Source organism: Nostoc sp. ChiQUE01b (assembly GCF_034531255.1).
Lineage (GTDB): Bacteria > Cyanobacteriota > Cyanobacteriia > Cyanobacteriales > Nostocaceae > Nostoc.
This window is the reverse complement of sequence record NZ_JAVRBM010000012.1, coordinates 63,193-84,657: the sequence shown is the minus strand read 5'-3', so window position 1 is coordinate 84,657 and position 21,465 is coordinate 63,193. Positions and strand designations below refer to the sequence as shown.

Genomic DNA, 21,465 nt, shown 5'->3' with positions numbered 1-21,465 from the left:
ACAATATAAAGGACATGATTCTATGAATCTCAAGCAATTTATAGTAGAACTCTCTAATCAGGATGTGGAGTTGTGGGTCGAAGGCGTTAGTGGAGCGCCTCTGGAAGAGGTTCGCTTGTGCGTTGATGCTCCAGAGGGAGTATTGACACCAGAAACTCGTGACTTATTAGCTAAAAATAAAGCAGAACTTATTTTGTTGTTGAAAGATAAAAATGTAGATATCGATACAGATTTACCCTTAATTAAAACCGAGCGTCCTCAGAAGTTACCTCTATCTTTTGCTCAAGAACAACTTTGGTTAGTAAACCAATTAGAACCAGACAACCCTTTCTATAACGAACAAGTATCTCTAAAACTTCACGGTCATTTGAACACCGTGGCGCTAGAGCAAAGCCTCAACAAAATTATCTCTCGCCACGAAGTTTTACGTACCAACTTTCACACCATCAACGAGCAGCCAGTCCAAGTAATTGCTGACAGCTTAACTTTAAGTGTACCAGTCGTAGACTTAACAGAATTACCTGAAAGTGAAAGAGAAATTGCTTGCCAAAAATTAGCCGCAAAAGAAGCTAATCAACCCTTTGACCTGGCTAATTCTCCGTTAATCCGAGCTTCTGTGGCTAAAATCACTGAGGTAGAACACGTCTTTATACTCACAATACACCACATTATTTTTGATGGTTGGTCAATGGGTATAATCATGCGGGAATTAGCAACTATTTACTCAGATATCTGCAATAATTTGTCCCCAGAGCTACCTGAACTACCAATTCAGTATGCCGACTATGCTATTTGGCAACGACAATGGTTGCAATCAGAAGTACTGCAAACGCAGCTTGACTACTGGAAGCAACAACTCAAAAACGCTCCCACCTTACTAGAATTACCCACAGACAGACCAAGACCAGGAATTCAAACTTTCCGGGGTGCAACTCAGTATATAGAAATTTCAACCCAACTGAGTCAAAAGCTTGCCAATTTCAGTAGGCAAGAGGGAGCCACCCTATACATGACGCTGTTGGCAGCTTATGTTACCTTGCTTTATCGCTATACAGGCTCGGATGATATTATAGTCGGTACGCCTCTTGCTAAACGCGATCGCACCGAACTTGAAGGGTTAATTGGCTTTTTTGTCAACACTTTAGTGCTACGTACCGATTTGTCAGGCAACCCCAGCTTTCAGAAATTACTTCATAGAGTGCGGCAGGTGACACTGAAAGCTTACACTCATCCAGACCTCCCCCTTGAGGAGTTAGTCAAAGCATTACAGCCACAACGCGACCTCAGCCATACACCACTATTTCAGGTGATGTTTATCCTCGAAAGTGTGCTCACGTCTGAAATAGAAATGAGTGGGTTAACTGTCAGTTCATTTGCGGCAGAAAGGACAATTGCCAAATTTGATTTGACTCTATTTATCAAAAACACTGGTAATAAGCTGGTAGCTGCATGGCAATACAACACAGACTTGTTTGATGCGCCCACTATAGAGCGAATGGCTGGTCATTTTGTAACCTTGCTAGAAGGTGTTATTGCCAACCCACAGCAGCCAATTTACCAATTGCCTCTGCTGACAGAAGCAGAACAACGAAAATTACTTGTCGAGTGGAACGATACTCAAATTGAGTATCCCATTGACAAATCTATCCCTCAGTTGTTTGAGGCGCAAGTGGAGCGTACACCCGATGCAGTGGCGGTGGAGTTTGGCAATCAACGACTAACCTACGATGAATTAAACTGTCGTGCTAACCAGTTGGCACATTACCTAAAGTCTTTGGGAGTAAAAGCAGATGTGCTAGTTGGGTTGTGTGTTGAGCGTTCCTTAGAAATGGTTGTAGGGCTGTTAGGTATTTTGAAAGCGGGTGGTGCTTATGTACCACTCGACCCAAACTATCCTCAAGAGCGTTTGGCTTTCATGTTAGAAGATGCTCAAGTTTCAGTGTTGCTAACCCAGCAGCCACTCGTTGAGAGGCTACCCCAGTGTGAAAAAGCAGGGGGGACTCGGGGCCCCCTCTGGGGATTGGGGGGAGAGGGAGCAGGAGAGAAGTGCGGTCTTGGGGTTTCACACCACTCCCTTCAAGTCGGCGAAGCCGCCCAACGGGGTGGCTCCCCAAGTGGAGCAACTTCGGAGAGCAGGGGAGAAAAGCCACCTACAAGGAATGGGGCTTCAACCAAAGGAAAAGAGGAGGTTTTGAGTTCCCCTGCTTTTTATCAAGCACAACTTGTTTGTTTAGATACTGACTGGCAATTGATTTCCCAGTCAAGTCAGGAAAATCTCATCTCAGGCGTACAAGTTAACAACTTAGCTTATGTAATTTATACCTCTGGTTCTACAGGTAAGCCCAAGGGTGTAGCCATGAATCAGCTTCCCCTGTGCAATCTGATTTTATGGCAACTGCAAAACACGAGAGTTTCTCATGGGGCAAAAACCTTGCAATTTGCTCCTATCAGTTTTGATGTCTCTTTCCAAGAAATATTCACTACTTGGTTTTCGGGAGGCACATTGCAGTTGATTACAGAGGAATTGCGCCGTGATGCCTTGGGTTTATTAGGTTTTCTCGAAGAAAACGCTGTTGAAAGATTGTTTCTTCCCTTTGTTGCCTTACAGCAACTAGCTGAAGTAGCTGTTGGTGGTGAATTAGTTGTTAGTCATCTACGAGAAATTATTACTGCTGGGGAACAGTTGCAGATTACTCCTGCGATTTCTCAATGGTTAGGCAAACTAGGTAATTGTATTCTGCACAATCATTATGGGCCATCGGAAAGCCATGTAGTCACTACTTTTACATTGAATAATTCAGTGGACACTTGGCCGCTACTTCCTCCAATTGGAAAGCCAATTGCCAATACACAAATTTATATTTTAGATAAATATTTACAACCTGTACCTATCGGTGTGCCAGGAGAGTTGTACATCGGTGGTGTCGCTTTAGCTAGAGGCTACCTCAACCGTCCAGAGTTGACACGAGAAAAATTTATCCCTAATCCGTTTGAGGAGGCAGAAGGCAGAGAGCAGCGCGTTGCGGGGGTTCCCCCCGTTGTAGCGACTGCAAAGAGGCAGGAGGCAGGAGGAAGTAAATTATATAAGACGGGCGATTTGGCGCGTTATTTACCAAATGGCAACATTGAATACTTAGGTCGCATCGATAACCAAGTAAAAATACGTGGTTTCCGCATTGAGTTGGGCGAAATTGAAGCAGCATTAAGCCAACATAGCGATGTACAAGCCTGTTGTGTCATTCCCCGCGAAGATACTCCTGGTGATAAACGCCTAGTTGCTTACGTGGTAGCACATCGAGACTCTACACTTACAATTAGCGAACTACGGCAATATCTGAAAGTAAAGCTACCAGACTACATGGTGGCAAATGCTTTTGTCATCTTGGATTCCCTGCCAGTGACTCCTAGCGGCAAAGTAGACCGCCGCGCTTTGCCAGCACCAGATTTACATAACGAAATCACAGACAAATATGTTGCCCCACGCAACCCAATTGAAGAACTGTTAGCGCAAATTTGGGCGCAAGTCCTGAAACTAGAGCAAGTAGGTATTCATGATAACTTCTTTGAACTTGGAGGACACTCGCTACTAGCAACGCAACTGGTTTCACGTATCCGCAACATTTTCAAAGTGGAACTACCATTGCGTGACTTATTTACAAGCGCAACAGTAGCAGAATTAGCACAAGTAATTGAGCAGTTACAGCAACATGACTTAGAATTGTCTACACCGCCAATTCTACCAAGAGTCAAGAATACAGACATCCCACTGTCATTTGCTCAACAGCGTTTGTGGTTTTTAGACCAGTTTGAACCGAACAGTCCCTCTTACAACATTCCTTTGGCTTTGCGTCTAGTCGGAACTCTCGATCAAACAGCCTTAGAGCAAAGTTTACAAGAAATTATTCATCGCCACGAAGCTTTACGTACTAATTTCATCACGGTTGATGGACAACCAACTCAAGTTATTTGGGGACTGGGGACTGGGGACTGGGAACTGGGGAACTCGGGGCCCCCTCTGGGGATAAGGGGCAATGGGGACTGGGGACTGGGAATAATATCAGTTGTTGATTTGCAGCATTTATCCACAACCGAACGAGAAAGTGCTTTACAGCAATTAGCGCAACAACAAGGTATTCAAACTTTTGACTTGGCAAGTGAAGCATTAGTCAGGCCAACATTACTAGTTTTGAATGAGACAGAACACATCTTTTTAGTGTGTATGCACCACATTGTCTCTGATGGTTGGTCGATGGGTGTGTTTCTCCAAGAACTAGCAGCACTGTACAATGCTTATTCTCAAGGTCAACCGTCGCCCTTAACGCCACTGCCAATTCAGTACGCAGATTTCGCCTTATGGCAAAGAGAGTGGTTGCAAGGGGATGTACTGCAAACTCAACTCTCGTACTGGGAGAAACAACTAAAAGATGCACCAGCTTTATTGACTTTACCAACTGACAGACCAAGACCTGCTGTGCAGACTTTTGTTGGCTCACATCAACAGTTTGCACTGTCAGTTGAGTTAACTGAGAGATTGGTAAAACTGAGCCAAGAGCAAGGTTGTACCCTCTTTATGACGCTATTGGCTGCTTATGCTACCTTACTTTATCGCTACACACGACAAGAAGATGTTCTGGTGGGTTCGCCAATTGCTAACCGCGATCGCTTGGAAGTTGAAGGGTTAATTGGCTTTTTTGTCAATACCTTAGTCATGCGTACTGATTTGGCAGGTAATCCGAGCTTTAGAGAGTTACTGGCTCGTGTTCGAGAAGTAGCGTTGTCCGCGTATGCTCATCAAGACTTACCTTTTGAAATGCTGGTGGAAGCATTGCAGCCAGAACGGAATTTAGGTCATACACCGCTATTCCAAGTGATGTTTGCACTTCAGAATGCGCCAATTCCTCAACTAGAGTTGAATGGCTTAAGCGTCAGTTCCTTTCTCATAGAAAGTCAAACAGCTAAGTTTGACTTAAATTTGTCAATGCAGAACATCCCTACTGGGCTGGTGGGTGTGTGGGAATACAACACTGACTTATTTGATACCAGCACTATCGAGCGGATGACTGGGCATTTTGTGACATTGCTTGAAGGTATTGTTACTAACCCGCAACAGCAAATCTCACAATTGCCTCTGCTGACAGAAGCAGAACAACGACAGTTACTTGTTGAGTGGAACAATACTCAAGTAGACTATGCCTTTGATAAGTGTATTCATCAGTTGTTTGAGGAGCAAGTTCAGCGCAACGCGGATGCTGTGGCGGTTGTATTTGCCAATCAACAACTGACTTACCAGCAGTTGAATTGTCGCGCTAACCAGTTAGCACATTACTTGCAGTCCTTGGGTGTAAAACCAGATGTGCTAGTGGGGTTGTGTGTAGAGCGTTCCTTAGAAATGATAGTAGGACTACTGGGTATTCTCAAGGCGGGTGGAGCTTACGTACCACTCGATCCAGATTATCCTCAAGAACGCTTGAGCTTTATGCTCCAAGATGCTCAAGTTGGGGTACTGTTGACACAACAGCAACTCCTGGAAAAGTTGCCTGGGCATCAAGCAGAGATTGTCTGTTTAGATACTGACTGGCAATTGATTTCTCAGTCAAGTCAAGATAATGTAATCGCCGATGTGCAAGATAATAACTTGGCTTATGTGATTTACACTTCTGGTTCTACAGGCAGACCCAAAGGGGTAATGATTCCACATGGCGCGATCGCCAACCACTGTTGTATTATTCAACAAGCTTACGAACTTGGAAAGAGCGATCGGGTACTCCAGTTTGCCTCCATCAACTTCGATGCTTCATTAGAACAGATATTTCCTACCCTCATAGCTGGTGCAACCTTGGTACTCCGAGGCTCAGATGTATGGACTCCGACAAAGTTTCAAAAAACAATTGCTGATTTTGGACTTACCGTTGTTAATCTGCCAACAGCCTATTGGCAACAATTAGCTCAAGAATGGGTCAAAACACAAGTCTTAGATTCCAACAGCCAACTGAGACTTGTGCTTGTTGGTGGAGATGCAATGTTGCCAGAATTTGTTGCCATTTGGCAACGTAGCCCCATGTCTTGTGTTCGTCTGGTCAACGCTTACGGCCCCACAGAGACGACCATCACTGCCACCCTGTTTGAAATCCCTCCCCAGTGGAGTGAAGACGGTAATCTGAGAAAAATGCCTATTGGTCGTCCCCTACCTAACAGGACTGTATACATTCTAGACAAGTATTTACAGCCTGTTCCCATTGGTGTACCAGGAGAATTGTACATTGGTGGTGTATGCTTGGCAAAAGGCTACCTCAACCGTCCAGAGTTGACACAGGAAAGATTTATCCCAAATCCCTTTGAGAAGGCAGGAGGCAGAGAGCAGCGCGTTGCGGGGGTTCCCCCCGTTGTAGCGACTGCAAAGAGGCAGGAGGCAGGAGGCAGAAGAGCAGAGGAGCAGGGGGAGACAAGGGAGGTAACTCTTCACTCAGCACTCAGCAACGCCAGTTGCTACAACGCGGGGAACCCGCGCAACGCACTGGCTCCTCAGCACTCAGCACTTTTATATAAAACTGGGGATTTAGTACGCTATTTACCAGATGGTAATATCGAATACCTTGGTCGTATCGATAACCAAGTGAAGATTCGCGGTTTCCGCATTGAGTTGGGGGAAATCGAAGCAGTCCTCAACACCCACCCCCAAGTTCAACATGCTGTAGCCATCGTCAGAGAAGATATTCCAGGTAACAAACGCTTAGTTGCTTATGTAGTTCCTAGTGATGAATCCCTCACTACTAACCAATTGCGTCAATTCCTCAAGCAACAGCTACCGGAATATATGGTTCCAAGTGGCTTTGTCACCTTAGACAGCCTACCGTTAACACCCAACGGTAAAATAGACCGCAAAGCACTACCAACACCTGATGGAGAAATTAGCCGGGAATATGAATACGTAGCACCACGTACAGCTATAGAAAAAACTTTAACCAATATCTGGCAACAACTTTTACTCAAAGAAAAAATTAGCATCCACGACAACTTCTTTGAAATTGGTGGCGACTCCATCCTGAGTATTCAAATAGTTTCTCGTGCCAAAAACTCAGGAATACAAATTACTCCCAAACAAATATTCCAAAATCAAACTATTGCTGAACTTGCTAAAGTTGCCAATACAACAGTAAGTGTTGAGTCTAAACAAGGTGTAGTGACAGGAATTGCACCCCTCACACCGATTCAACACTGGTTTTTTGAGCAAAATAAGCCAGAATCATACCACTATAACCAATCAGTTTTATTGCAAGTTCCAAATCATCTACAAAGTGAATTGATTGCAATAGCCGTAAAAAAATTACTAGAGCATCACGATGCTTTGCGTTTAAGATTTACACTCGTTGCCGATGAATACAAACAAATAAATCAAGGCTTAGATGATAGCGTACCATTTGCCGTAGTTGACTTATCATCAACGCCCAAACACGAACAACCACAAGCCCTAGAAAAAATCGCTACCAAATATCAAGCAAGTTTAAACTTGTCAACAGGGCCAATAATGCAAGTGGTGATGTTTAACTTGGGTGATGATAGTGATGCCAGGTTACTAATTATTGTTCATCACCTAGCAGTAGATGGTGTAAGTTGGCGAATTTTATTACCAGACTTAGAGAGAATTTATCAACAATTAATTGCACAAAAACCGATTGGACTAAGTGCGAAAACAACAGCATTTATTGATTGGGCAGAGAAGTTAAACAATTATGCCCAATCGGAAATTCTCAAATTTGAGTTAGACTATTGGCTGAACCAACCTTGGGCTAAGATAACACCACTACCATCAGATTGTGCTGATATTCAACAAGAGAATACAGTAAGTAATATTGCTTCTGTGTCAGTGAAATTAAGTCAAGAAGAAACCCAAACTCTCCTGTTGTCAGTTAACGAAGCTTACAATACACAAATTAACGATATATTACTAAGTGCATTAGTAGTTTCAATAGCAGATTGGACGAAAAATTCAACGGTACTAATTGATTTAGAGGGACATGGCAGAGAAGAACTATTTGCCGATGTAGACTTATCTCGGACGGTAGGTTGGTTTACTAGTTTATTTCCAGTATTATTGCAACTGCCTTCAATCAACCAACCAGGAGAAATCGTCAAATCAATCAAAGAACAATTACGAGCAATTCCTAATCGTGGAATTGGCTACGGTATATTGCGTTACTTGTGCAAATACACGACTGTTAAGGAACAAATACAGACTATTCCCGCTTCAGAAATTAGCTTTAATTACCTGGGGCAATTTGACCAAGTACAATTAGAAACTGGTTGGAAATTTGCGCCTGAATCTGCTGGAGATATCCACAGCTTAAAGCAAACTCGTAATCATCTATTGGATATTAATGCTCTAGTAATAGCAGGTGAATTACAAATTGATTGGACTTACAATAGTCATGTGCATACTCGTGCCACAGTGGAGAAATTGGCACAGAACTTTATTCAGGCGATCGCCTCAATCATAGAACATTGTCAGTTAGCAGAAAATAGAGGATATACGCCGAGCGATTTTCCCGAATCACAGTTGAATCAATTACAACTGGATAAATTATTAACTCAGTTCCCAACTAAAAATATTGAATCAATTTATCCACTGTCTCCTTCACAACAGGGAATGCTCTTTGAAACTCTAGCTGCTTCTGAGTCAGGAATACATCTTGAGCAGTGCATTTTAAACTTGCAAATTGCAGAATTTGACTCTTTAGCCTTTGAAAGAGCTTGGCAGCGTGTTAGCGATCGCCACTCGGTTCTCAGAACAGCCTTTATTTGGGAAAATCAAGATGAGCCACTGCAAGTTGTACTCAAGGAAGTAGAAATTTCACTAAACCAGCAAGATTGGCGCGGACTTTCTCTGTGCCAGCAGCAAGAGAAATTAGACACCTATTTGAGTGTAGACCGACTGCTTGGTTTTGAGATGACTAAAGCACCGCTAATGCGTTTTGCGCTTTTCCAAGTAGACGCGAATGCTTATCAATTCATCTGGACTTCTCATCACATTCTTACAGATGGCTGGTGTGTGCCTCTCATCTTAAAAGAAGTTTTCGCATTCTACGAGGCATTCAGCAAAGGTCAAGATTTATTACTGGAACCCAGTCATCCTTACAGAAATTACATCGCCTGGTTAAAACAGCAGGATTTATCACAGGCTGAGGTATTCTGGCGAAACAAACTTCAAGGGTTCAAAAGCCCAACCCCATTAGGAATAGAAGCTGAACCTATTAATCTTCCTGACGAGGAAGAACGGTACGGCGAACAAACAGCTAGCTTGCCAGCTTCAGCAACAGCAGCTTTACAGTCTTTGGTACGGCAACATCGCTTGAGCTTAAATGTTTTGGTTCAAGGTGTTTGGGGCTTGCTGTTGAGTCGCTATAGCGGTCTTGAAGATGTAGTATTCGGCGCGACTTTCTCTGGTCGTCCCCCGGAATTGGTAGGGGCCGAATCTATGTTAGGTCTATTCATTAATACCCTACCGATGCGGCTACAGGTTGCTCCCCAAGCATCACTTTGGTCTTGGCTGAGAGATATTCAAGATCAAAACTTCACGCAACGCGATTATGAATATTGCTCTCAAGGACAAATTCACGAATGGAGTGAAATTCCTGGCTCATTACCCCTTTATGAGAGTCTTCTAGTTTTCCAAAACTATGCGGTCGATTCATCAGCAAAACAGTCTGCAAACCATGACCAAAATCAATCTCAAGCTCGTGCTATAGGCGCACAAACGAAATATGCTCTCACGATTTTAGTTAGCCCAAGTTCACAGCTAGAGTTTCGCATCATCTATCAGCGATCGCGTTATGATAATCCAGCTATAACCTTAATTTTGGAACATTTTCAAGCTTTATTGAACAGTATTGTTGACCTGCCAGAGGAGTCTTTGAAAACATTAATAGAAAAAATTCCGGCAGAGCAAATTCCGCAAGTTAGACTGCCTCAGAAACTTGTTCAAAAAGTATTGCAAAAAAGCTCTGACGCACCAAGAAGTCTTCGAGAATTTCAGCTAGTACAAATTTGGGAAGATATTCTGGGCATTCATCCTGTTGGTATCAGAGATAACTTCTTTGAACTTGGTGGTCATTCTCTGATAGCCGTTCGTCTCATGACCAAGATTCAAAAGCATTTCCAGATAAATTTACCTTTAGCTATTTTGTTCCAAAATCCCACCATCGAACTACTAGCGCATTTTCTGGATTCTTCAACAGATTCTTTACCTTGGTCTGCTCTAGTTCCTATCAAAACTAATGGCAATCAGCCGCCTCTGTTCTGCGTTCATCCTGGTGGGGGAAATGTTCTTTGCTATCACCATATTGCTTATTATTTGAGTACAGAGCAGCCATTTTATGGACTACAATCTGTTGGTTTAAATCCTGAAAATCAGCTGCATACTAGCATTGAACAAATGGCAAATCACTATATTCAAGAGTTACAAACTGTTCAGCCTCATGGCCCTTATTTTCTCTCTGGCTGGTCTTTTGGTGGCTTAGTGGCTTTTGAAATGGCTCAACAACTTTCCCAGCAAGGTGAACAGATAGCTTTGTTGGCTCTACTAGATACTTCTCCACCTGTTTTGATGATTAAAGAATCAATAGATTATGCTTTTCTATTAGTAGAGTTATTCAAAGAACATTTAGACCTTTGTTTAGAGGAACTGCGGCAATTTGCACCAGAGGAACAGATAAATTATGTCGCGGAACAAGCTAAACAGAAAAATATAGTTCTAGAAGGTTTTGACTTTGAGCAAGCTCCCTTGATTCTAAAAATTTCTCAGATTAACGCTCAAGCCATACAAAATTACAAAGCTCAACGTTATTTAGGTTCAATGGTTTTATTTAAAGCCAATGAAACTGATGCTGACTTTGAATCTGGCTGGATTCAACTTGTGCAACATCTAGAAACTGTTGTAGTTCCTGGTAATCATCTAAATATGGTAAAACTACCTCATGTACAAATCCTAGTGCAAAAACTCGAAAAATTTATGGAACAAACAACAGACTAATTAATAAACATCCATTAAAAACTATGTATGAACGCACAGCGTTCTACGTTGTAAAATAAACACCCTGAACTGGGAATTAAACTTCAATATGGCAACCCAAGTTATTCAAGCTCAACCCTCAACAAATGCTTTTACAGACTTTTTCCGATTTTGGAAAGATGTAGCAGCGATCGCTGGCCCTTACTGGTATCCAACTAAGCCAGGAGACAGAGCATTTTCAGACGTTATTCGTGCTTGGGTAATGCTTATTTTCCTAATATTGCTAATTATCTTACTTGTAGGTGCGAATACTTTTAATAGTTTTATTCATCGCTATTTAATAGATGTTATTATTCAAGAAAAAGATTATTCTAAATTTACTTCTACTATATCAATTTATGGTGTTGGACTTGTATTGATAACGCTTATAGTAGGATTCACTAAATTTATTAGAAAACAGATAGCTCTTGATTGGTATCAATGGCTAAATAATCATATTTTAAATAAATATTTACATAAACGGGCTTATTACAAAATTAATTTTCAAGCTGATATTGATAATCCAGATCAACGTTTATCTCAAGAAATTGAACCAATTACCAGTAGTGCCTTAAGTTTTTCAGCAATTTTTCTAGAAAAAATACTGGAAATGACAACTTTTTTAATAATTGTCTGGTCAATTTCTCAACAAGTAGCTGTTGCTCTAATTACCTATACAATTATAGGTAACTTTATTGCTATTTATTTAAATCAAGAGTTGATTAAAATTAATCAGGCAGAACTCGAATCTAAAGCTGATTATAGTTATTCTCTAACTCATGTTCGCAATCACGCTGAGTCGATAGCTTTTTTTCAAGGAGAAGAACAAGAACTAAATATAGTTGGCAAGCGATTTACTAATCTCATAAAAAATGTTAAACATAAGGTTAATTGGGAAAGAAATCAAGCAATTTTTAATAGAGGATATCGGGCTGCGATCGAATTTTTCACGCTCTTAGTACTTGCACCTTTATTTATTAGAGGTGAAATTGATTTTGGAGAAATTGGACAAGCTACTACAGCTTGCTATTTTTTTGCTGGTGCTGTGGAAGAATTAATAGCTGAATTTGGCATTTCTGGGCGATTTTCTAGTTATGTTGAGCGTTTATCCCAGTTCTCAGATGCCTTAGAAGCAGTGACTAAACAACCTGAAGATGTTAGTACTATTAAAACAATAGAAGAGAATCATTTTGCTTTCCTTGATGTCACCTTACAAACGCCTAACTATGAGCAGGTAATCGTCGAAGACTTGTCATTGAACGTTCAACCAGGAGAAGGTTTATTAATTGTAGGGCCGAGTGGTCGAGGTAAGAGTTCTCTGTTGAGAGCGATCGCTGGTTTGTGGAATGCGGGTACTGGCCGTTTGGTGCGACCTCCTCTAAAAGAAGTCTTATTCCTACCCCAGCGTCCTTATATCATTTTAGGAACTTTGCGCGAACAGTTACTTTATCCTAAAACTAATCGTCAAATGACCGACGCAGAACTTAAAGAAGTTTTGCGACAAGTTAATCTACAAAACTTGCTAAATCGAGTTGATGGCTTCGATACAGAAGTTCCTTGGGAGAACATATTATCGCTAGGAGAACAACAACGCCTTGCTTTCGCACGCCTGTTAGTGACTCATCCTAGATTCACGATATTAGATGAAGCAACAAGTGCTTTAGATTTAAAAAATGAAGGAAGTTTATATCAACAGTTACAAGAGACGAAAACAACATTTATTAGCGTTGGGCATAGGGAAAGTCTATTTAATTATCATCAATGGGTTCTGGAACTTTCACAAGATTCCAGTTGGCAACTTTTGACCGTGCAAGATTATCGAAACCAAAAAACAATTACCCAAAACTCTACTGAAAATACTCGCATTACTATAGACAGTTTGCCTAATAATGAATCCCAAAATCAATCAGAAATATTGACTCAAAAAGCTAAAAGTGTAGGACTTTCTCATAAAGAAATAACTGAATTAACCTTCTATTCCATTAAGACGATTAGAAGTAAGGCAAGTAAAGGGGAGTCTATCACTACTAGGGATGGCTTGACCTGCCACTATGATAAAGACTTAAAGGTGTGGAAATGGGTTAAACTCTAGTATGACCTGACCAGATGTTTAAAAATATGGCACAAGCTCAACGACTCTGCTCTTTTGGTTTAGACACGCTCAAACAGTCATGTTGCTTTTTTCATGAAATTGGCAATTCTGGCAGTCGTTGCTGATAATAGTTTTAGAGGTAATTATTCAAGAGGTCTGATTGTGGTCTTTGCTCAAAGCAGTCCCCCAGAAGTAATAACAACTCGCCTCAGTTTAGATGAGTATTGGGCGATGGAAGAAAGCAACCTAGAACGCCACGAATACCGCAACGGAGAGATTATTACTATGTCGGGAGGTTCGGAAGCTCACAGTGCGATCGCTAGCAACTTATTGATTTATTTGGGTTTTTTGCTCAGAGACACCGATTTTCGCTTGTATAACAGCGACTTGCGAGTTTGGATACCTGAATGTCAGTGCGGTACTTATACCGATTTGATGGTTGTTAATGGTGAACCAGAGTTGAATGGCAATCGCAATGATGAAATTCTCAATCCAATATTGATTGTGGAAGTTTTATCGCCTTCTACCGAAGCATACGACCGAGGCGACAAGTTCAGAAAATATCGCTCTCTTGCCAGTTTCTGTGAATATCTGCTTGTCAGCCAAACTGAACCCTACATAGAGCAGTATCATAACTTGGATCGTAACAGTAATGATCGCTGGTTATGGCAAGTTCACTCTCATCTTGAGCGGGGGATTGTTCTGCACAGTTTAAACAACGTAGAAATACCCCTGTCTGAAATCTATCGTCGGATTAATTTTTAAAGGTGGCTCACTTCGTTCAAGAATTCATCAAAAGATTGATACACCTTTTCGGATTTACGTAAATCCGAAAGCGTAAATTCTTTTTTAATCAAACCGAAGCGGAACATTACATTTGATCTACAACCGCCAGCCACAGTGTTTTCTAAAAACAAAACTGTACCAAAACACAGTTTTGATTTAGGAGTAACTTGACCTTTATCAAGCGTAGAGTAATCTACTGTCTTATGGCAGTGAAAAGCTTTATCATAAGTGATTGCTTGTAGAATATCATGCAGTTAATTGATTTCCTTCAACCTTTGCGCTCCAAAATTTGTTGCTGTTCTGAACAGTGTCTACTTTCTTTCCCCTTTTCCCAAGATTGTTGATCAGTTCATATTGCGAAACTTCGCAGTCCGCAAAGATTGAGTTTTCGCCGCTTGCACAACAGGACTACTAGCCAGTCTAGCGGTAGCCGCCCAAGCCTGCATTCACTCAACTGCGGCTGCATCCTGAATTGCAAGCGGGGTAATGCAATGACTGCAATTCTCCAAATCCCCTAAAGTGACCTGTTGCGGTCTACCCTCATCGAATGCCAACAGTGCGGCTTCAGATGCGAGAGTTTCGAGTTCCGCGCCTGAAAACTTTGCAGTGTTGGCGGCGATCGCCTCCAAATACTCGGATTCAACAGCGATGCCAAAGCGTTGCAGATGAATACTTAGAATCTGTACTCTTTCAGGCTCAGATGGTAGATCGACGAAAAAATTTTCATCGAACCTTTCTTTCCTCTATCCTCTGATACGTTCAGCAAAGGTTTGAGCCGTTTTACTTAAAGATGAAATATAATAACGGGTTTCATTAGTTACTTCAATTACATTGTGTGTGAAAACCCTCAAAGGTCTGATTTGACTTGAATCAAAGTGGTAAGTCCAGGCCAAGAATGAATACCATCAAGATTTTGACAAATACTGAGATGACGCTTTTCGATTCGACCATGCCCTTTGTTTATCTGCTTATAAGTTAATTCCAGTGTAAAATTTGTTTTGACATCTCTGAATAGACTAGGTTGATTTCCTTTTAAGGCAGCAATATAATCATTGCCACTGTTGATGATCAACTCACAAGTTTTTTTGTGTATTAATAGCATCAAAGGCAAAAACAACTCCTTTTCTACAAGCTCTACCCTGTCTAATTTTCAGACTTTTTCTTACATCGAACTCAGGCTGGGGGAAGTAATATTAATCGTAGTTTATGTCGAATAAAAGATAATGTATTGAAATCTTGTATTACAACGTAATCTAAAGCATAATATGAGCAAACTACTCACTTAATGCTTTCAAACGTGGCAAAACCAACCATTCAAATACCAGATGAACTAATCGAGCGTTTAGAACGGGAGCAAAGTTGCTTACCTAAATTGCTTTGCTTATTGTTGAATATTAAACCAGGGCAAATAATGGAACAACCTACAGCCAATGTAGAGACGATAAACATTCACGAAGGTTAATTTGGGAATACCTCAACAAACATTGTGATTAGTTTTCATTCGCAATTTAAGCGTCAGTTTACAGAATATGCAGTTAGTTAAAACAGCAATCAGTTCAAAGTTGAATTACCAGCCGCAAGCAGCTGATACAAACATTGAGGCAGACATATATCTGTTCGTTCGCCTGCGGCAATTTTCGCTTTCCCAACGCTTAAAAATGTTCATGGCTCATGATCGAGGAGTGAAGAAACTTTGCCTTGCAGGAATTAAATTTCGACATCGTGGAGCATCTTTAGAGGAAATACGTCATGTTTTTACCCGTGCTGTACTAGCAGAAAAATATAGGGTTGATTTCCATCCCAAAGGTAATGATGAGAATATGTGGATTCAGGATTCTATCTCTTTAGCGGCAGAGCTACACCAAATTTTTGAGTTAACTAATATCCCTTACTACGTAAGCGGTGGTGTTGCAGCTTCGCTACACGGAGAACCGCGTTCGACTCGTGATTTAGATTTGGTAATTGAAGTCCAGCCGGAGCAAATCAATTTTTTGGTGGCAACACTTGAAGGTGCAGGATACTATTGTCCAGCAGGTGCGGTTGAGGCTTTAAAGCAAGGACGTGAGCGAATGCTGAATGTTACACATACCGAAACTATTGCTAATGCTGACTTGTATATCAGGGACGGTTCAGCATTTGCAGTATCCCAAATGGTACGTCGCCAGCTAATTGACTTAGAAGGAATACCTAAGTTTTGGGTGGCTTCAGCAGAAGATACAATTTTACAGAAATTGCGATGGGGTAAAGGAAGTCAATCTGAAAAACAGTGGCGCGATGTGTTAGGGATATTAAAGTTACAGGCAGAAGGTTTAGATTACATATACCTGACACAATGGGCAGAAATTTTGGATTTGGTTGATGTTTTTAGCCAAGCATTTACTGAGGCTGGTCTTTGAATTGGGAAAGATGTACATTGATTCGGGTGCCCAAAAGCTTCTGGCTGCTCGAAAAGGGGAGGTGAAAATTAATGAATTACAGTGCAGATTCTTTACCACCAATTAAATTAATTCCAATTGAAGATGCAGCACTTACTAGAGAATCAGGAGCAATTAAAAGACCTGTAAAAACAACTCCACCAACTGATATCCGGTGGGTAAAAGTACTGGAATTTTTACGCAGCAAGAATCTGGCTCCCAACAGCCGCAAGCTTTACGAACGAGAACTCAAACGGTTTTTGGCTTGGAGTGAACTACATTATCATGAACTGCGTCCACGTCACCTTGCGCTATATAAAGAATATCTACGAGATGAGTTACGGACTGATGCAGGTAAACCGCTTTCCAAAAGCAGCATCAATGCAGGAGTCGCGGCACTTAAAAGCTTTTTCAAATGGATGTGCTATACGTATCCTGACATAATTTCTACCTTACCCACACTAGGGATTAAACTGGAAAAAGTGCCACTGCCACCAGTCCAGAGTTTAACCCCTGAACAGATGGAACGGGTTTGGTCAGCTTTGGAATTGCTGGGAGAAACAAAGCAACGGGATACAGCACTGGTTCACATTCTCAGTCATGGGCTGCGTGCTGGAGAAATTGTGGAGTTAAATGTTGGGTCGTTTGATGGTAAGTTACTGTTTTTACCCGATACCAAAACCAATGAACCACGCTTAGTTCCACTAAAAAAAGAGAGCCGAGAAGTTTTGGCACAGTATTTGCGATCGCGAGAAGAAAGGAGTGAGGTGTTAACTAGCCTCAGCCCATTGATGATTTCACACCATGCTTCATACAAAGGTGAACGCTTGAGTTATCACGGCATTTACTTTGCTGTGGAAAAAATCGGTGAACTTGCTCATATTGTTGATTTGCATCCTCACTCCTTTCGGCATACTTACGCTACTGACCTATTGCTATTGGGAGTTGACCCCAGCCATGCGCGGAAGCTGACAGGGCATCAAAGCGAGAAAGCGTTTCGGCGGTATACGCTTCGTAGTGAGCAAGAAGCTGCGATCGCTGCTTACTACTGTGCCATCGGTGAAGAGGAAGCAGAGTAGATATGCCAAAACCACTCGATCCTAAGTGTCAGTTATGTGCTTCCTTACCGACATCTAAAGCTAAGGTACTGCATGGGAATCAGGGTGATGGCTGCTGGAATCCTCTTGTATGCCATAATCACCGCTCCTTCTACCGTCGTCGAACCAATGATAATTCCGCACAACCACAACTCCCAAGTTATCAGAGGCATTAAATCACTCCACCTCTCACATTGCTGTTTATCTCTCGCTTCGGCTTGGGCTGTGGTTTGTTCGTCAGCGATTTTGTAAGTTTGGGCGGACTGATGGGTGATGATTGCGTTTACCCAGGTGTCAGCCGCTCTTTTGTCCCCGGTGGGTGTTACGCCGAGTTCGGTGGCGATTCTTTTGAGGCGGGGGAGGGTGTAGCGGGAGAGGGCTTGCTGTGTGTATCTGACATGGGTCATAATTGAAATCTCCATAATTAATTGGAACAAAAGGCGATCGCGGAAGTTTGTCAGGCTCAGTCGGTCGTCTTTTGTATTGCTTTCTTCTTTATATACTACTTATGGCAGCGCTACTAGAAGTAGTTGACAATAGTCTAAGTCTGACTTTTGTATTACGATTGGTAATGCTACGCCTAGTAATTATTTAGATTACCTATAGATACACATGCGACAGATAACCAACTGAAAGTAGTGCTACTTTAGGGAGTAAGAATTAGGAAATGCCTGTGCTTGTAAAACTGAAAAAGACGAGATAAGCTAAAGGCTTGTCTCAAAATGAACTACCTAGAAAAACTGGTTACAGCCTGCAAAATATTCAAAAAATTGAACAAGGTAGAGCTGCCTCAATTAGTTTTTTTGACACAGAAACATGAGCGACATACTGAATCATATTGAACAAAATCTTAAAAAAACAAAGCGGTTAATTAGTCTGGAGCATGAACAGTTACAACAATTAATTCAAAATGCGGAGCGATTACACCATGAAAAGCAAGAGTTATTAGAATCCAAAAAAGTTAGAATTATTGCTGGTGGTGGAGGTCGTAAACCAAAACTATTGCTTAAAGAACAAATAATTTTAACGTTGGTTTATCTCAGGCATCTGACTACATTTGAGCTTCTTGGTATCCAGTTTGGGGTGAGTGAATCCACCGCAAATGATACATTTAACTATTGGTTGCCAATACTTAGAGAATTGCTACCATCCAGTTTAATTGAACAAGTAAAAAAAACGAATCTGACTTAATGGTAGTTAAAGAAATACTTACAGATTATGAATTAATTGTAGATAGCTATGAACAAGTGAGGGAATTCGTTCTGTAAAAATATTTCGAGTTGTTCAAGAAAGATTTCGCTTAAATCCTAAAAAGTATGAGCAAGTAATTTTGACAATTTGTGGAGTAGTAAGATTACGAATTGGGGCACTTGTATTACCAGTAGAAACATACGCGCTCACATGAGTTGAAAATGAATGTACATAACCACGTTTTTTTGTCTGATTATTAACAACAAACATCTCAAACCTCTATTCTATCGTCGAAACTAGCTGGATTCAGAAACTGGCGATCGCACGCTATAAGCTAGTCACAGAGATACTTAGGCAGTTTTCGGAGATGTCTCTTATAAAACTTCGATTTAGGCGTTTCATACGCTGAGCAAAACCTGAGCCATCCCAAAAGTCCGAAACATAGTCTGGGTAGGATTTATGGTGAATGCGTAGGCGTAGCCCGTCGCAGACATCGCTCTCTCTTGTGAGAAATACAGGACTGGTATCTGACCAATGCATAATTCATTGTCAATAAGCCCCTCTTTTTTCTCCATTTTTTCAAAGGGTCTGTACCCTCTAAATCTTTATATAGCTTAGTTTAGCGATGATTGTCGCCCCTTGAAGATATTTCCTTTCACGTCACACCCCCCTGATGACAGTTTCCGTAACAGTCTCAGTAGCTAGCACACCCTTTTAAAGCTTTCTTTATGATTTTTATTAAGCTGATAAAAATCATATTATATAGAAAATATTTATTTAATTAAAGACTCAAAACGCTAATTTTATTGATTTTTTAAGATTTATATGCCAGACATATTTATTGATTTCGTATAAATTAACTCTCTATATATATTGTTAAGAGACTTGATTTTTAAGTTTTGGTAAAAAAATCGTGAAATTGCTTCAAATTACTATTTCAGGATAATTACGCTTATTTTTTTTGAGAGAGACAGTCAAGATATCTAAAAGAAGAAGTAAATATATGCATTTACTTAAGTTTAATCGTGAGATTTTCAAGACTATTGTCGAACCGACTAACATAAATCCCCAAGGGAAAACTTATGGCAGATAACAATCTCTCAATCTTCAACTCAATATTACCAACTAAAGCAACAGAAATCATCACTGATTACGACACATCAACAACTACAGCATCTCTTTTACCCAGTTACATAAATGTCACCATCACTAATAGCGGACAACTGAATGGAGTCTATGATGCTTGGTGTGTTAATAGTACCGTTGCAATTAATAGAGGTACTTATAATCAAGCTAGTGTATATTCCAGCTACGGCAACATACCCGCTGGTATCCTTTATGCAGGTTCACAGACAACCAATTCGCCTGCTGAACAATACTTGAATCAACTTAAGCAAATCAATTGGTTGATAAATAACGTTACAGAAGCAAGCAACCTAGTCAATAACAAATACCGCTACAATAATGTTGACTACACTTGGGGTGATGTACAGCTAGCTATCTGGAAACTGCTGGGAGAAACATCTGTATTAAATAACGTAGACTACAACTCATTGGAAGTTTATAGTCAGCAAAAAGCGGATGCGTTAGTGAGTTTTGCTGTAACCAATGGCACTAACTTTGTACCAGTAGCAGGGCAAGATTTTGGAGTAATTGTTAAAGGTGCCAACCTGCAACCGATCTTGATGGAAGTCAAGACAGCAGGTATTGGAGATTTCGTTTGGCATGACTTAAATGCCAATGGGGTTCAAGAAGCTAATGAAGAAGGAATAGATGGTGCAACAGTTACGTTACTTGATGGCAAGGGTAATGTTCTTGGCACCACTCTTACTGGAGACAACCCCTATACAACACAAGTTGAGAAGGGCTGGTATCAGTTTGGACCACTGCTGCCCAGTACTTATCAGGTGAGATTTAGCTTACCAGCAGGCTTTAATACAGTCAGTCCTTACCTGCAAGGCAACACATCTCTAGATTCCAATGCTGACTTCCGCAATAATTTGACCTCCGCACCTATTACCTTAATTGGTGGAGAGGTTAACAGAACTATTGATTCCGGGTTCTACAAAACAGCATCCTTGGGAGACTTCGTATTCAATGATGGCAACAACAACGGCATTCAAGATGTAGCAGAAGCAGGGGTAGCAGGGGTAACAGTAGAATTAATCAACCCCGTTGACGGTAGTGTCATCGCTACAACCACCACAAATGCAAATGGTGGTTACAGCTTTAGCGGCTTAACCCCCGGAGATTATCAAGTTAAATTTACATCGTCAACAGGTTATAGCTTTAGCACAGCCAATGTGGGGGATGACAGCAAAGATAGCGATGCTGACCGCACAACTGGCTTAACCCAAAAAGTTACATTAACATCAGGCGAATTTAACGGTACATTAGATGCTGGGTTAGTACAACTAGCGAGCTTAGGGAACTTTGTCTTTGAAGACAAAAATGCCAATGGTATTCAAGATGCAGGGGAAGCAGGTATAGCGAATACCACAGTCAACCTGTTGGATACAACAGGTAATGTCATTACCACCACAACCACAGACGGTAATGGACTCTACTCCTTCAGCAACTTACAACCAGGAGATTACAAAGTCCAATTTGTACAACCCAATGGCTTTAATGGTGTTAGTCCCGTCAATGCAGGTAGTAATGATGCGATTGACAGTAATGGACTGATTACCGATGTAGTTAACCTCTCTGCTGGGGAGAATGACACAACAATCGATTCCGGGTTCTACAAAACAGCATCCTTGGGAGACTTTGTATTCAATGATGGTAACAACAACGGCATTCAAGATGTAGCAGAAGCAGGGGTAGCAGGGGTAACAGTAG

At 41.2% G+C, this 21,465-nt stretch carries 11 protein-coding genes and 1 pseudogene; 9 read left to right on the top strand and 3 right to left on the bottom strand.

All coding sequences use genetic code 11. The annotated features are described in order from the left end of the window. The first annotated feature begins 22 nt into the window (after nt 1-22). The 3 genes from RMY63_RS10830 (at nt 23) to RMY63_RS10820 (ending at nt 13,901) form a co-directional block, all read left to right on the top strand. Nucleotides 23-11,026 (top strand): non-ribosomal peptide synthetase, encoded by an 11,004-nt coding sequence (locus RMY63_RS10830; protein WP_322728699.1) that lies wholly within the window; start codon nt 23-25, stop codon nt 11,024-11,026. An 88-nt stretch (nt 11,027-11,114) separates the two neighbouring features. Beyond that, nucleotides 11,115-13,136 (top strand): ABC transporter ATP-binding protein/permease, encoded by a 2,022-nt coding sequence (locus RMY63_RS10825; protein WP_322728698.1) that lies wholly within the window; start codon nt 11,115-11,117, stop codon nt 13,134-13,136. A 162-nt stretch (nt 13,137-13,298) separates the two neighbouring features. Then, entirely contained in the window at nt 13,299-13,901 is a 603-nt protein-coding gene (locus RMY63_RS10820) for a Uma2 family endonuclease (RefSeq protein ID WP_322728734.1), read from the top strand. 365 nt (nt 13,902-14,266) lie between these two features. Here the strand turns inward: RMY63_RS10820 and RMY63_RS10815 are convergent. Together RMY63_RS10815 and RMY63_RS10810 are read right to left on the bottom strand one after the other, a co-directional pair. Beyond that, nucleotides 14,267-14,665 (bottom strand): annotated as a pseudogene (locus RMY63_RS10815) (ATPase); the annotation flags it as partial. Between the two features lie 104 nt (nt 14,666-14,769). Beyond that, nucleotides 14,770-15,033: a hypothetical protein gene (locus RMY63_RS10810; RefSeq protein ID WP_322728697.1), complete on the bottom strand. Its 264-nt coding sequence runs from the start codon at nt 15,031-15,033 to the stop codon at nt 14,770-14,772. 186 nt (nt 15,034-15,219) lie between these two features. Between RMY63_RS10810 and RMY63_RS10805 the strand changes: the two genes are divergently transcribed. From RMY63_RS10805 to RMY63_RS10795, 3 genes are all read left to right on the top strand, one after another. Continuing rightward, complete coding sequence (locus RMY63_RS10805; protein ID WP_322728696.1) at nt 15,220-15,384, top strand: hypothetical protein; 165 nt, start codon at nt 15,220-15,222, stop codon at nt 15,382-15,384. Between the two features lie 67 nt (nt 15,385-15,451). Beyond that, entirely contained in the window at nt 15,452-16,318 is an 867-nt protein-coding gene (locus RMY63_RS10800) for a hypothetical protein (RefSeq protein ID WP_322728695.1), read from the top strand. Nucleotides 16,319-16,389: 71 nt separating this feature from the next. Then, nucleotides 16,390-17,415 (top strand): site-specific integrase, encoded by a 1,026-nt coding sequence (locus RMY63_RS10795; protein WP_322728694.1) that lies wholly within the window; start codon nt 16,390-16,392, stop codon nt 17,413-17,415. 44 nt (nt 17,416-17,459) lie between these two features. Here RMY63_RS10795 and RMY63_RS10790 read toward each other — a convergent pair whose 3' ends face one another. Next, entirely contained in the window at nt 17,460-17,840 is a 381-nt protein-coding gene (locus tag RMY63_RS10790; protein WP_322728737.1) for a hypothetical protein, read from the bottom strand. A 305-nt stretch (nt 17,841-18,145) separates the two neighbouring features. Here RMY63_RS10790 and RMY63_RS41755 point away from each other — a divergent pair, with 305 nt between their 5' ends. The 3 genes from RMY63_RS41755 to RMY63_RS10780 form a co-directional block, all read left to right on the top strand. Next, nucleotides 18,146-18,253, top strand: a complete 108-nt coding sequence (locus tag RMY63_RS41755; RefSeq protein ID WP_416212504.1) for a hypothetical protein — start codon at nt 18,146-18,148, stop codon at nt 18,251-18,253. Then, entirely contained in the window at nt 18,250-18,624 is a 375-nt protein-coding gene (locus RMY63_RS10785; protein WP_322728693.1) for a transposase family protein, read from the top strand. The genes RMY63_RS41755 and RMY63_RS10785 overlap by 4 nt, the downstream gene beginning before the upstream one ends. A gap of 1,082 nt (nt 18,625-19,706) precedes the next feature. Next, nucleotides 19,707-21,465, top strand: a 1,759-nt coding sequence (locus RMY63_RS10780; RefSeq protein ID WP_322728692.1) for an SdrD B-like domain-containing protein, incomplete at its 3' end; no start/stop codon positions are given.

What these genes read in the sequence shown, in the direction of transcription:
- RMY63_RS10830 (WP_322728699.1), top strand. Translation starts at nt 23, where the DNA reads ATGAATCTCAAGCAATTTATAGTAGAACTCTCTAATCAGGATGTGGAG.
- RMY63_RS10825 (WP_322728698.1), top strand. Translation starts at nt 11,115, where the DNA reads ATGGCAACCCAAGTTATTCAAGCTCAACCCTCAACAAATGCTTTTACA.
- RMY63_RS10800 (WP_322728695.1), top strand. Translation starts at nt 15,452, where the DNA reads ATGCAGTTAGTTAAAACAGCAATCAGTTCAAAGTTGAATTACCAGCCG.
- RMY63_RS10795 (WP_322728694.1), top strand. Translation starts at nt 16,390, where the DNA reads ATGAATTACAGTGCAGATTCTTTACCACCAATTAAATTAATTCCAATT.
- RMY63_RS10790 (WP_322728737.1), bottom strand. Translation starts at nt 17,840, where the DNA reads ATGACCCATGTCAGATACACACAGCAAGCCCTCTCCCGCTACACCCTC.
- RMY63_RS10785 (WP_322728693.1), top strand. Translation starts at nt 18,250, where the DNA reads ATGAGCGACATACTGAATCATATTGAACAAAATCTTAAAAAAACAAAG.